The 12,686-nt window shown below is 64.8% G+C and carries 11 protein-coding genes; all 11 read right to left on the reverse strand.

Annotated elements, in window-relative coordinates; all coding sequences use genetic code 11:
- Positions 1-93: 93 nt before the first annotated feature.
- The gene (locus ASD94_RS06420) at positions 94-1,167 is read right to left on the reverse strand and encodes a branched-chain amino acid ABC transporter permease (RefSeq protein ID WP_056640192.1); all 1,074 of its coding nucleotides are present in this window, start codon (positions 1,165-1,167) and stop codon (positions 94-96) included.
- 16 nt (positions 1,168-1,183) lie between these two features.
- Positions 1,184-2,170 carry a branched-chain amino acid ABC transporter permease gene (locus ASD94_RS06425; RefSeq protein WP_056640195.1) on the reverse strand — a complete coding sequence of 329 codons (987 nt, stop codon included), beginning with the start codon at positions 2,168-2,170 and terminating at the stop codon, positions 1,184-1,186.
- A 115-nt stretch (positions 2,171-2,285) separates the two neighbouring features.
- Positions 2,286-3,023: an ABC transporter ATP-binding protein gene (locus tag ASD94_RS06430; RefSeq protein ID WP_056640199.1), complete on the reverse strand. Its 738-nt coding sequence runs from the start codon at positions 3,021-3,023 to the stop codon at positions 2,286-2,288.
- Positions 3,020-3,802 carry an ABC transporter ATP-binding protein gene (locus ASD94_RS06435; RefSeq protein WP_056640202.1) on the reverse strand — a complete coding sequence of 261 codons (783 nt, stop codon included), beginning with the start codon at positions 3,800-3,802 and terminating at the stop codon, positions 3,020-3,022. The genes ASD94_RS06430 and ASD94_RS06435 overlap by 4 nt, the downstream gene beginning before the upstream one ends.
- Before the next feature lie 82 nt (positions 3,803-3,884).
- On the reverse strand, positions 3,885-5,369 hold the full coding sequence (locus ASD94_RS06440) for a PHB depolymerase family esterase (RefSeq protein ID WP_056640205.1): 1,485 nt from the start codon (positions 5,367-5,369) through the stop codon (positions 3,885-3,887).
- Positions 5,370-5,570: 201 nt separating this feature from the next.
- Positions 5,571-6,764: a substrate-binding domain-containing protein gene (locus ASD94_RS06445; protein WP_056640208.1), complete on the reverse strand. Its 1,194-nt coding sequence runs from the start codon at positions 6,762-6,764 to the stop codon at positions 5,571-5,573.
- 151 nt (positions 6,765-6,915) lie between these two features.
- Positions 6,916-8,427 carry a sigma-54-dependent Fis family transcriptional regulator gene (locus ASD94_RS06450; protein WP_056640402.1) on the reverse strand — a complete coding sequence of 504 codons (1,512 nt, stop codon included), beginning with the start codon at positions 8,425-8,427 and terminating at the stop codon, positions 6,916-6,918.
- Between the two features lie 165 nt (positions 8,428-8,592).
- Positions 8,593-9,258 (reverse strand): DUF2325 domain-containing protein, encoded by a 666-nt coding sequence (locus ASD94_RS06455; protein ID WP_056640211.1) that lies wholly within the window; start codon positions 9,256-9,258, stop codon positions 8,593-8,595.
- Positions 9,259-9,481: 223 nt separating this feature from the next.
- The gene (locus tag ASD94_RS06460; protein ID WP_056640213.1) at positions 9,482-10,987 is read right to left on the reverse strand and encodes a tripartite tricarboxylate transporter permease; all 1,506 of its coding nucleotides are present in this window, start codon (positions 10,985-10,987) and stop codon (positions 9,482-9,484) included.
- A 12-nt stretch (positions 10,988-10,999) separates the two neighbouring features.
- Positions 11,000-11,518 (reverse strand): tripartite tricarboxylate transporter TctB family protein, encoded by a 519-nt coding sequence (locus tag ASD94_RS06465; protein ID WP_056640216.1) that lies wholly within the window; start codon positions 11,516-11,518, stop codon positions 11,000-11,002.
- A gap of 88 nt (positions 11,519-11,606) precedes the next feature.
- Positions 11,607-12,566 carry a tripartite tricarboxylate transporter substrate binding protein gene (locus ASD94_RS06470; RefSeq protein ID WP_056640219.1) on the reverse strand — a complete coding sequence of 320 codons (960 nt, stop codon included), beginning with the start codon at positions 12,564-12,566 and terminating at the stop codon, positions 11,607-11,609.
- Between the last annotated feature and the right edge of the window lie 120 nt (positions 12,567-12,686).

Raw genomic sequence — 12,686 nt, forward strand, 5'->3', positions numbered from 1 at the left:
GTGCTTGTCTCCTGGAGTTTTTTCTTTGCGTCTTTGTTGCACAGCTCACCCACACACCCAGGCCACGCCAGTCACCCGGCGCGGCCGGGCCACTCAACCCACCTTGCGCGCAGCTGCCGCGCGCAGGCGCCCCACCACACCGGTGGGGAAGTAGTAAACAGACAGAACGAACAGCACGCCCAGCCACAGCAGCCAGCGGTCGGGCGACAGCAGGGCCGACAGCCAGGGCAGGCCCGAGGTGGCCTCGCTGCCCAGGCGCAGCAGATCCTGCAGGTAGCTTTGCGCCACCAGAAAGAGCACGGCGCCAATGGCCGAGCCGTAGATGGTGCCCATGCCGCCGATCACCACGATGAGCAGGCAGTCCATCATGATTTCAAAGCTGAGCGAGGTGTCCGGCCCGTTGTAGCGCAGCCAGAGCGCCAGCATGGCTCCTGCCATGGTGGCAAACAACGCCGACAGCACGCTGGACGTGGTGCGGTACACCACCACACGGTAGCCAATGGCCTCGGCGCGGAACTCGTTCTCGCGGATGGCCTGCAGCACGCGGCCGAAGGGCGAATTGACGATGCGCAGCAGCGCCAGCACCAGCGCCACGGCCGTGACGAAGAGCAGGTAGTAGCAGATCAGCCGCCCGTCGATGCTCACGCCCAGGAAGGGGTCGTCAAACGGCTCGAAGCTAGGCGACAGGAACTCGGGCACTTTGAAGGTCAGGCCGTCTTCGCCGCCAGTGATGTCCGATAGCTGTGAGGCCAGCGTCTGGAACGCGGCGGCCACGGCCAGCGTGATCATGGCAAAGAAGATGGCCCGCACGCGCAGCGAGAACAGCCCCACCGCCAGCGACAGCAGCAGCGAGAGCACCAGCGCCCCGGCCAGCCCCACCAGCAGCGCCGACCACGTGGGCCCCATGCGGGTGGTGGCCACGGCAATGCCGTAGGCCCCGATGCCAAAGAACATGGTGTGCGCAAAGCTCACGATGCCGGTGTAGCCCAAGAGCAGATCGAAGCTGGCGACCAGCACCACAAAGATCAGCACCTTGGCCGCCACGGACAGCGCCTTGACACCCGGGAAGAGGAACGGCGCGAACGCCAGGCCCACAAAGATGGCCACCAGAATCACCGCCAGCACCTTGCTGCGCGGATAGTCGCCGGAGAGAAGTCGGTTCAGCATGTCAGTCGGCTCCTCATCAGCGGTTGGCCACGGGATAGACGCCCTGCGGACGCCACAAGAGAATGGCCACCATCAACGCGATGTTGGAGAACAGCGCCACCTTGGGCACCAGGAAGCCGGTGTAGTTGGCCATCAGCCCCACCAGCAGCGCGCCGATGAGCGCGCCGCCCGTGCTGCCCAGGCCACCGATGATGATCACGATGAAGATCAGCACGTTGACCTGCGCGCCCATCTGGGGCACCACGTTCTGCTGGTACAGGCCCCACATCACGCCGCCCAGGCCCGCCAGGGCCGAGCCCACCACGAACACGCCCACAAACAGGCGACGGATGCGGTAGCCCAGGCTTTCGACCATCTCGCGGTCCTGCACACCGGCACGGATCAGCAGGCCAACCTTGGTGCGCGACAGCGTCCAGGCCAGCACACCAAACACCAGCAGGCCCACGGCCACCGCCACCAGGCGGTACTTCTCGATGGCGGCATCGCCCACCAGCAGCGAGCCGCGCATGCCCTCGGGCAGCGGCAGCGGGATCTGCGCGGGGCCCCAGATGACCTTGATGAGTTCTTCACCAATGATCATGCCGCCCATGGTGATGAGGATCTGCTTCAGGTGCTGGCCGTACACCGGCCGCACGATGAAGCGCTCGAACGCAAGGCCCACGGCACCCGCCACCGCCATGGCCACCACCATGGCAGGCAGCACGGCCATCAGGTTGCGCCAGAGCTCGGCGCTCTGGGTGTAGTCGCCCATGGCGCCCAGCACGCTGGTGGCCACAAAAGCTCCCAGCGCAATGAACACGCCGTGGCCGAAGTTCAGCACGTCCATCAGGCCAAACACCAGCGTGAGGCCCGAGGCGATGATGAAGATGATCATGCCCATGGCTAGCCCCGCCACCGTGAGCGTGAGCCAGGTGCTGGGCGAGCCGATGAAGGGCAGCACCAGCAGCGCAAGCGCCGGCACCAGCGCCAGCGGCTTCCAGTCGAAATCGCGGGTGATGCTCATGCCCGACCTCCAGCAGCTACGGCCGCACCGCGTACATCAGCTACACATTTAATAGCTAACAGGGCAATAGATACCTGCGCTACCGCCCGAAAACACCTGAAATTGCTCATACGACTCATAGCGCCAACCCCAGCAGCGAGCGCTGCAGTTCTTCGTCTTGCGCCAGTGCGGCCATGCTGCCCGCATGCACCACCTGGCCGTTGTCCATCACGGCCACGGTGTCACCCAGCCGCTTGGCAAAGTTGATGTTTTGCTCGACGAGCAGGATGGTCACGCCGCTCTTCTTGAGCTGGTCGAACGCATCGATCATGTTGTTGATGATGGCGGGCGCGAGACCCTTGCTGGGCTCATCGACGATGAGCAGATCGCGCGGCTCGACGATGGCGCGGCTCACGGCCACCATCTGCTTCTGGCCGCCGCTGAGCTTGCCGGCGGGGTGGTTCCAGAACTTCTCCACGGCCGGGAAGAGCTTGAAGATCCACTGCAGCCGCGCCTCGTCCATCTGCGCAGCGTTGCGCGCGCTGCGCGCGGCCAGCAGCATGTTCTCCTTCACCGTGAGGTCGGCAAAGATGCCCATGTTCTCGGGCACATAGGCGATGTTCATGCCCGCAATGGCAGGCGTATTCATCGCCGTGATGTCTTTGCCGCCGAAGTGGATGGAGCCCTGCGACGCATGCCACAGGCCCATGATGGTGCGCAGCGTGGTCGTCTTGCCCGCACCATTGCGGCCCAGCAGCATGGTGAGCTGGCCCTTGGGCACGGCAAGGTCCACGCCGTGCAGGATGTGGTACGCCCCGATGTGCGTGTGCACGCCCTTGAGTTCGAGCAGGTTGGTCTTTGGCGTCGTGCTCATACGGCCTCCTTCTCTGCGTCCTTCGAGACGCCCAAGTAAGCCTCTTGCACCACGGGCGACGCAATCACCTCGGCCGGTGGGCCGTCGGCCACCAGCGTGCCGTTGGTCAGCACGATGATGCGGTCGGCCAGCTCGCGCACCACGTCCATCTTGTGCTCCACCAGCAGGATGATCTTGGTCTTGTCCTTCTTCAGCTCGCGGATCAGGTTCAGGATCACGGGCGCCTCGTCATGGCTCATGCCAGCCGTGGGCTCGTCGAACATGTAGACCTGCGGCTCCAGCGCCATGAGCAGTGCCACTTCGAGCTTGCGCTGGTCGCCATGCGGCAGGCTGGCCACGGGCGTGTCGGCCCGGTCGGTCATGGCCACAGCCTGCAGGATCACGCGGGCGCGCTGGGTCAGCGCGTTGTGGTCGCTCCAGATGCTCCACAGGTTCATGCCCCGGCGGTGCTTGCCCTCTTGTGTGGCCTGCACAGCCAGGCGCACGTTCTCCAGCACGCTGAGGTTGGGGAACAGGTTGGTGAGCTGGAACGCCCGGCCCAGACCCGCGTGCGTGCGTGCCGAGACGGACTGGCCGGTGAGGTCCTGCCCGCCCAGCATCACGCTGCCGCTGGTGGCCTTGAGTTGCCCTGAGATCAGGTTGAAGTAGGTGGTCTTGCCCGCGCCGTTGGGGCCCACGATGGCGGTCAGCGTGCCGGGCTCGAAAGAGCAGGTCACGCCGTTGACTGCCACGTGGCCGCCGAAGCGGATGGTCAAGTCCTTGGTGGCCAAGGTGCTCATGGGTGGGGGTTCACTTTCACAGTCTGAGTCAATCGATGGAATGGGTGGGGCGCCCTGCCCTGCGGCAGCGCGCCCCGGCACTCTAGGGGCAGGTGCCGATCACGTAGTAGTTGGTGCTGGTCTGCTTCAGGGTGTTGGTGACGAACACGTTCCACAAGCCCATGTTCTGGTTGGAGCCCAGCGCATAGGTGTAGCCCCCGGCGGCATACGCGCGCCCGGCCAGGGTGTGTGCATAGTTGCTGGCCGTGGTGCAGGTGGCGGTGCCACCGCCCGAAGCCGCCAGCGTGGTGCCCGATGCTGCGACCGATGTGGCGCCTTCGGCCCCGTTGGCATCGGCGGCGCGCACCGTCCAGCTGTAGGTGGTGGATGCGGCCAGGCCGGTGTCGGTATAGCTGGTGGCGGTCACAGGCAGCGCGTTGACCTTGTTGGCGCTGCGGTACACGTTGTAGCTGGCCGCACCGGTGACGGCGGCCCAGCTGATGGCCATGCTGCTGGCCGTGGCGCCCGAGGTGCTCACGCCCGTGGGGGCTGGCAGGGCCACAGGGTCGGGGGGCGTGGTGCCGCCCGTGCCGCTGGAGACGCGGTCCACCATGGCCTTGATGGCCGCCATCTGCGGGCCGGACTTCTTGGAGTAGTTGGCGCTGTCATAGCCCCACCAGTCCCAGCAGCTGTTGGTGGCTGCAGTGCTGGTCTGCGGGTACAGCATCACGATGTTGTTGGTGTCGGCCCAGCGGTTGTAGCCGGTGTTGCGCACGTACTGCTGCTGCACGTCGCTGATGTTTTGCTTGCAGCCATGCAGCACCACATGCAGCTTGCAGGTGGCCGTGCCCCCCGCCTGGCAGGCCTGGGGCACATAAGCCCAGCCCGTGGTGGCCATGCCATGGTTGGTGATGAACTCGCTCTGGTTGAACTCGATGTAGTTGCCGGTGGGCAGGGTGGCGTTGTTGCGGGCGTTCAGCGTGCCGTACAGGTGCTGCAGCATGGCGCCGGCCAGGTCGAAGTTGCAGTTGCTGATGTAGGGCGCGCCCTTGGTGGAGCAGGCGTTGCCGTAGTCGTCCGTCACCATCGCGTGTTCGGCCGCAATGTCCTTCTTGTAGACCACGTTGGCAGCGGGCACGAAGCTGTTGTAGTAGGTGCGCAGCGCGTCCATCACCCCGGTTTTGACCACGCTGTCGAGCGTGCCCGAAAACAGGTAGACCTTGGAGTTCTGCAGGTTGGCTATCGGGTCGATCACGCCCTGGCTGGCCCAGGTGTTGGTAGTGCTGACCAGCGTGCTGGTGGGGATGCCTGCGGGGCTGGCCATGCAGCGCCCGGTGGCGTTGACGACCGATCCCTCGGCGCAATAGAACGGGCCGCCAGCGACCACGCCCGCACCCTTGGCAAACGTGGCCGAGTACGCCACGTGCAATTGCACGGCCATGAAGCCGCCCGAGGACAGGCCCGATACCGTCGTCTGTGTCTTGTCGATCTTGAGTGCTGGCAGGTTGACGGCAGCGTGAACACTGCCCACGCCACAGAGTGCCATCGCAGCCCCTGCTGCAGCCGCCCGGATGAAATTGAAAGCCATGTTGTCTTGTCTCCAAATAATTTTTGAGAAAAACCGACCCAGCCCCCGTGTCAACCCGGGAGCTCATGCATCAATTCACTGGAAAAAGAGGGGCGGCCGCCCCTGCGGGATGTGCCCCGACGGAGCAGGACGGTGGTCCTGTCCGACGGGCCTCGCTAACTCACCAACTCGCCATCACTCTGACGGAGTCGAAAGACCGGCTTATCGCTTGTTGCGAATCGGCACATTCATTTCTTCAGGCTTGATCTCGCGCACCAGCTCGGGCACGCCCCAGGCAAAGGCCGGGTCCACCTTGATCTTGAAGTGGTACATGCTCTGCATGGCCTGGTGGTCTTCCTTGCGGAAGGTCATCTTGCCCTTGGGGGTCTCGAAGCTCATGCCCTCCATGGTCTTGATGAGCTTGTTGGTGTTGGTGTCACCGTTCGTGGCCTTGAGGGCCGTGACCAGCGCCATGGCGGAGCTGAAGCCACCGGCCGTAAAGAAGTCTGGCGGGGTCTTGAACTCCTTGTAGTGCGCGGCCACCATGGCTTCGTTCACGGGGTTCTTGGGGATGCCGAAGTAGTAGTACGTGGCGCCTTCCATGCCGGGGAAGTTCTTGTACGCAGCCATGGCGGGCAGGATGTTGCCGCCGGTGGCGATCTCGATGCCATAGCGCTTCAAGTCCATGTCAGCGATCTTGAACGGATTGCCCGCGCCAGCCCAGATGATGAAGATGACCTTGCGGCCGGGCACGTCCTTGAGCTTGTCGATCAGGCGCTGGGCACCGGCGGTGAAGTCGGTGGTGGTGGTGGGCAGGTATTCCTCGTGCACCAGCTTGGCGTTCTTCAGCGCGTCCTTGAAGGCCTTCACACCGTCGCGGCCAAAGGCGTAGTCCTGCGCCAGCGTGGCTACCGTCACGCCGGCCTTGTCGATGGCTACGGCGTTGGAGATGGCGTCCTGGCTGCTGTTGCGGCCAGTGCGGAAGATGTACTTGTTCCACTTGTCGCCGGTGATGGCGTCGGCCACGGCGGGCTCGACCAGCAGGATCTTCTTGTATTCCTCGGCCACGGGCAGCAGGGCCAGGGCCACGCCGCTGGAGGTGGGGCCGACGGCGATGTCAGCCTTGTCGTCGGAGTAGGCCGAAGCCAGCAGGCTCTTGCCCAGGTCGGGCTTGCCCTGGTCGTCCTTCTCGATCACGACGAGCTTCTTGCCATTGACGGTCATGCTGCCGCCGGTGGCGTAGTTCAGGCCCATCATCAGGCCGGTCTGGGTCTGCTTGCCGTAGGCCTCCAGGGGGCCCGTCTTGCTGTACACGTGGGCAATGCGGATTTCACCGGTCTGCGCAAACGCGGGGGCAGAAAGTGTGGCGGCGGTAACGGCTGCGGAAGCGAGGGCGACCAGAGTGCGACGTTGCATGGCGATGTCTCCTGTTGTGATGCTTCTTTATTGCACAGTCTGTGCCAGCATCCAAGTGCTTGATTTCAAAGATACTTTTACTGACACCCTGGCGACACTGACTGATTTAAAGACATACTAAATGTCTTATTTTTAGACATTTGTCTGATTTTTATTCAGGGTTTTCCAGACGCCCATAGAGTGTGGCGCGCGAAATGCCCAGCTGCCTGGCGGTAGCCAGCTTGTTACCCCCATGGGCCTTCAGGGTGGCGGCGATGGCCTTGCGCTCCAGCTCAGCCACCTGCTCGGCCAGCGGGCGCAGGTAGCGGCTTTCGTCCTCGGCATCGGTGGCGTGGCCCGGGTCCTGCACCGGGGCGGGGGCTGCGGGCTCCACACCCGCCTCGCGCAGGATGCGCTCCAGCTGCGCGGCGTCGATGGACTGGCCTTCGCCGCGCATCACCGCCTGCTCCAGCACGTTGCGCAGCTCGCGGATGTTGCCGCGCCAGGGCTGGCCCGCCAGCAGGGCCATGGCGTCGGGTAGCAGCTCGGGCGGCGGCGTGCCGTTGCGCAGCGCCAGGTCTTCGCCCAGGGCTTCGACCAACGCGGGAATGTCGCCGCGCCGCACGCGCAGCGGGGGCACCCGCACAGGCAGCACATGCAGGCGGTAGAACAAGTCCTCGCGGAACTTGCCCTCGCGCACCAGCGCGGCCAGGTCGCGCGAGGTGGCGGCCAGGATGCGCACGTTGAAGGGCACGAGCTTGTTGCTGCCCAGCGGCTCGATCTCGCCCTCCTGCAGCGCGCGCAGCAGCTTGGCCTGCAGGCTCTGCGGCATGTCGCCGATTTCGTCGAGGAACAGCGTGCCGCCATCGGCCAGCTTGAACTTGCCGTCGCGGCCCTTGCGGTCGGCGCCGGTGTAGGCGCCAGGCGCCACGCCAAAGAACTCGGCCTCCAGAAGCGTGTCGGGCACGGCGGCGATGTTCACGCTGACAAACGGGCCACTGGCGCGGCTCGATGCCGCATGAATCGCGTGGGCCAGCAACTCCTTGCCGGTGCCCGTCTCGCCCAGCAGCAGCACGGGGCTGCTGGACTGCGCGGCACGCCGCGCCTGGCGCTTGACCTCGGCCGCCGCAGGGCTGGAGCCGATGAAGCTGGCAAAGGTGTACTTGGACCGCCGCTCGCCATCGCCCGCCACCGCGAGGCTACGGCGTCGCTGGCTGGCCAGCTCACGCCGGGCGTCGTCCAGGTCGCGCTGCAGCAGCGCAAACTTGCTGATGAGGGGCTGCAGCGTGGTCTCGGGGTGGTCGAACAGCACGATGCCAATGGCGCCGATCACGCGGTCGGCATCGTCGCGCAGCGGGATGCGGCTGACCACAAAGGTACCCGCCTTGTTGGTGAGCAGGTCGATCAGCACGGGCTGGCCGGTTTCCAGCACGCGGCGCATCTGGGTGTTGGGGATCACCTCTTCCACCGTGCGGCCGACGAACTGGTCCACCGACGAAAACCCGAGGTCCGGCAGAAAGCGCTGATACCCTTCATTCACCCACACGATGCGCCCGCTGCGGTCCACCAGGAACATGCCCTGGCTGACGCTGGAGAACAGCTGGAACATGGAGCGTGCCGCCAGTTCCAGAATGCCCTGGGCATCCAGCGGCAAAGCGGGGGCGTCGTCGGTGATCAGGGGCATGCGTGGATGGTAGCGCGGCAGCGCACCGCACAAAGCCCCATGCTTACCGCAGGCGGCCGGGTGGACGCCAGGGGCCTCCAGCGCATGGCCACGGCGCAGTCACACCTTTCACCGGATCCTTAGACGCTATCCATAACATAGCAACTACTCCAATCTACACCGGCACTACCGGCCATTTTCCTCATAAAAATGCATCACGGAGGCAGTGAGTGGCAGATTGGAGACGGCAACGCTGGCGGCCAATGGCGGGTCTATCAGGATGCAGGGCTTGCCCGTGCGGCGGCAATGGTCCTGCACGCGCCAGTAGTCGTCATGGCTGAGGCACCCGGTCTGGCAGATCACCAGGTTGGCCGCGGCAAGGCTGGCGTCAAACGCGGCATCCGCAGCCCGGCCCTTCGCCACAGCCACCGCCACGGGCCGCACCGTGCGTGAAGCGCCCACCGCCACGTCGCTGCCAGGACCGGCGTGGGTAGCCCTTTCCTCACCCTGCAGCGGTGCGCCACCGTCTACCCGGGCTTGGCCCCCGGCCGCCAGGCGCCACCGCAGGCATTCGCGTGACAGCGCAGCAATGCGATCGACCAAGGCACTGATGTGGCGCGCCACGGCCCGGCGCCGCCATAGGCCGGGGGCCATGGCCTGCAACTGCGTCAACTCGTCCTGCGCCAGGGCCAACCGCGTGTCGCGCAGCACCACGGCGCCGCGCAGCCGCACCACCTCGGCCTGCAGCGCCTGGATCTCGGCAGCCTGCGCTGCCAGGGCGGCGCTGCAACGCTGCTGGACCTCACCGAGTTGGCGGCAGAGCACCAGAAACTCCTGCGGAAATGAAGACATGCGCCCATCCTGCAAATAAGAATTATTCGCATTTTATGGTACGATTCGCACCGAGTTCGCAGCAAGTCGCCTGGTGGGGAGGGCACCGGGAGCACAGCGCCTCGGGGTCTGGCTTGCTAAGAAAATCGTCGGCACGGATTCGCCCGCGCCGTCTGGACGAAAAAAAACCGCGCCGGGTGGCGCGGTTTTTTTATGGGCGCGGGCCGGGAGCCTCGCCAGGGCCTCAGGCCTCTGCCAGCGCCATCTTGCGGGCCGCCCAGCGGCGCAGCAGGCGCGGCACGATCAGCACCGCCAGCACGATGACGATCAGGGTGACCGAGCCGGGGCGCTCCAGGAAGATCGTCCACTTGCCTTCGCCAATCGACACGGCATTGCGCATTTGCGCCTCGGCCAACGGGCCCAGGATCATGCCCACCACCACAGGCGCTGCAGGGAAGTCAAAGCGGCGCATCACCACACCCAGCAGGCCAATCGCATACAGCAGCACCAGGTCGAACGCGCTCTGGCGCATGCCGTACACACCCAGCGTGGAGAACACCAGAATGCCCGCGTACAGGTACGACTTGGGGATGTTCAGCAGCTTGACCCACAGTCCCACCAGAGGCAGGTTCAGGATCAGCAGCATCACGTTGCCGATGTACATCGACGCGATCAACGCCCACACCAATGCACCGTTGGTGTCGAACAGTTGCGGGCCGGGCTGGATGCCGTAGTTCTGGAACGCACCCAGCAGGATGGCCGTGGTGTTCGACGTGGGAATACCCAGGGTCAACAGCGGAATCAACGTGGCCGTGATGGCTGCATTGTTGGCGGCCTCGGGGCCCGCCACGCCTTCAATGGCGCCGGTGGTGCCGAACTCTTCCTTGTGCTTGCTCAGCTTCTTTTCAGCGGCGTAGCTCAGGAAGGTCGGGATCTCGCTGCCGCCCGCGGGCACGGTGCCGAACGGAAAGCCGATGGCGGTAGCGCGCAGCCACGCGGGCCAGGAGCGCTTCCACTCTTCCTTGGTCATGTGCGTGCTGGTCAGGCGGTTCTGGGTTTCGTCGGACTTGCCTTCGTACATCACGTTGTACAACGCCTCGCCCACAGCAAACAGGCCCACGGCGATCAGCACGACCTCGATGCCGTCCATCAACTCGGGCACGCCACCGGTGTAGCGCGCCTGGCCCGTGATCTGGTCGATGCCGATCAGGCCCATGGCCAGGCCGACAAACAGCGCCACCATGCCGCGCAGCGTGCTCTTGCCCAGCACCGCGCTCACCGTGGTGAAGGCCAGCACCATCAGCATGAAATACTCCGGCGGGCCCAGGCGGATGGCGTATTCAGCCACCAGCGGCGCGCAAAAGGTCACCAGCACCGTGGCAATGGTGCCCGCCACAAACGACCCGATGGCGGCTGTGGCCAGGGCCGCACCGGCACGCCCATGCTTGGCCATCTTGTTGCCCTCCATGGCCGTGACCATGGACCCGGCCTCACCCGGGGTGTTGAGCAAGATGGATGTGGTGGAACCGCCATACATGGCGCCGTAGTAGATGCCCGCAAAGAAGATCATCGAGGCCGTAGCCTCGACCTTGACGGTGATGGGCAACAGCATGGCCACCGCCACGGCCGGGCCGATACCGGGCAACACGCCCACGGCGGTGCCGATCATGCAGCCCACAAAGGCCCACATCAGGTTGATGGGTGTTGCCGCCGTGGCAAAACCCTGCATCAAAAGGTTTAACGTATCCATGACATGCAGGCTTTACAGCCACCCCGTGTTGGTCAGGCCGGGCAGGTTGATGGCCAGCAGTTGCGTAAACATCCAGTACACCGGGGCCGCTACCGCGATACCGATGAAGGAATCCTTGATCCAGGCCTGCAGGCGCAGGTCCAGTTCACCTTCCGAGCTTTTGAAACCCCGCACCGACAGCACGAAGCACAACGCACAGCTCAGGATGAAGCCCAACGTGGTGATGAGCAGGGCGTTGAGCAGCAGCCCCGCCGACACCCAGATGAAGCCCTTCCAGTGGGCCCGCTCGTCGCCAGAGCCTTCTTCCAGCTCGCGAAACCCGCCGTTCAGCGCATGCACCACACACAGCACGCCGCAGACCAGGATGGCAATGCTGACCACCCAGGGAAAGAAGTTGGGGCCCACGCCGCCATAACCGGCCTCTGAACTGACCGAGCTGGCCCCCCAGGCCAGGCCCAGCGCCAGCACCACCAACCCCACCCCGATGAGGGTCTGCAAGGGCTTGGAGCGCGATGAATGTTGTTGTGTCATGTTTTTTCCTTCGCACCAACCAGTGCACGGCAACGCCCGCCTCCATCCACCAGGAGGGAGAAGGCGACTGCCGCGCCTTGCTTCGAGATCAGATCATTCCGGACTTGGCCATCGTGGCGCGCATGCTGGCGAACTCTGCGTCCACAAAGTTGGCGAATTCGTCGCCGGCCATCCATGCAGGGGTCCAGCCGTTCTTTTCCATCGCGTCCTGCCAGGCCTTGTGCTTGAAGGTCTTGGCCAGCGCATCGATCAGGGCCTTGCGCTGCTCTGGCGTGATGCCCGGCGCGCCGTACACGCCGCGCCAGTTGCCGATCTCCACGTTGATGCCCTGTTCCTTGAGCGTGGGCACATTCACGCCCTTGAGACGGGTGCCCGAAGTCACACCCACGGGGCGCATCTTGCCGGCGGTGATGTACTCGGAGAACTCGCTGTAGCCGCTGCCGCCTACGGTGACGTTGCCGCCCAGGATGGCGGCAGTCGCCTCGCCACCCCCACGGAACGCCACATAGTTGATCTTGGCGGGGTCCACACCCACTTCGCGGGCGATCATGGCCGCAGCAATATGCTCGGTGGAGCCGCGCGAGCCACCGCCCCATTTCACGCTGCCGGGGTCTTTCTTGAGCTGGTCCACCACGTCCTTCATGGTCTTGAAGGGCGAGTTGGCGGGCAGCACGAACACGTTGTATTCACTGGTCAGGCGCGCCAGGGGAGTGACCTTGTCCAGGCCCACCGGGGGCTTGCCGGTGATGATGCCACCCAGCATCACGGCGCCCATCACCATCAGTGCATTCGGGTCGCCCTTGCTGGCGTTGACGAACTGCGCCAGACCAATTGCACCCGCTGCGCCGCCCTTGTTGTCATAGGACACTGACGAGGCTGTGCCCGCATCCTGCATCGCCTTGCCCAGCGCACGGCCGGTGGTGTCCCAGCCCCCACCCGGGTTGGCAGGGATCATCATCTTGATGGCAGACGCCGTCTGGGCCGACACGGGCAACACACCCGCAGCGGCCATGACGGCCAGTGATTTCAGAAAGGTATCGCGACGCATGTGTCTGTCTCCTGATAAGGTTTGCGAACCGCCCGATGATGCGCGCGCTGCCTGTCAAACGGCTGTCCTCAGACTCAGGGAAAACACTCATGCGCCGGGCCCAATGAGACGGTGCTATGG

Source organism: Acidovorax sp. Root70 (genome assembly GCF_001428225.1).
In the GTDB taxonomy this organism is placed as follows: Bacteria; Pseudomonadota; Gammaproteobacteria; order Burkholderiales; family Burkholderiaceae_C; genus Acidovorax.

Excerpts from the sequence above, each read along its gene's own strand:
- ASD94_RS06455 (WP_056640211.1), bottom strand. The coding sequence starts at position 9,258 with ATGTCTTCATTTCCGCAGGAGTTTCTGGTGCTCTGCCGCCAACTCGGT.
- ASD94_RS06435 (WP_056640202.1), bottom strand. The coding sequence starts at position 3,802 with ATGAGCACCTTGGCCACCAAGGACTTGACCATCCGCTTCGGCGGCCAC.
- ASD94_RS06450 (WP_056640402.1), bottom strand. The coding sequence starts at position 8,427 with ATGCCCCTGATCACCGACGACGCCCCCGCTTTGCCGCTGGATGCCCAG.
- ASD94_RS06465 (WP_056640216.1), bottom strand. The coding sequence starts at position 11,518 with ATGACACAACAACATTCATCGCGCTCCAAGCCCTTGCAGACCCTCATC.
- ASD94_RS06440 (WP_056640205.1), bottom strand. The coding sequence starts at position 5,369 with ATGGCTTTCAATTTCATCCGGGCGGCTGCAGCAGGGGCTGCGATGGCA.
- ASD94_RS06460 (WP_056640213.1), bottom strand. The coding sequence starts at position 10,987 with ATGGATACGTTAAACCTTTTGATGCAGGGTTTTGCCACGGCGGCAACA.
- ASD94_RS06425 (WP_056640195.1), bottom strand. The coding sequence starts at position 2,170 with ATGAGCATCACCCGCGATTTCGACTGGAAGCCGCTGGCGCTGGTGCCG.
- ASD94_RS06470 (WP_056640219.1), bottom strand. The coding sequence starts at position 12,566 with ATGCGTCGCGATACCTTTCTGAAATCACTGGCCGTCATGGCCGCTGCG.
- ASD94_RS06420 (WP_056640192.1), bottom strand. The coding sequence starts at position 1,167 with ATGCTGAACCGACTTCTCTCCGGCGACTATCCGCGCAGCAAGGTGCTG.
- ASD94_RS06445 (WP_056640208.1), bottom strand. The coding sequence starts at position 6,764 with ATGCAACGTCGCACTCTGGTCGCCCTCGCTTCCGCAGCCGTTACCGCC.
- ASD94_RS06430 (WP_056640199.1), bottom strand. The coding sequence starts at position 3,023 with ATGAGCACGACGCCAAAGACCAACCTGCTCGAACTCAAGGGCGTGCAC.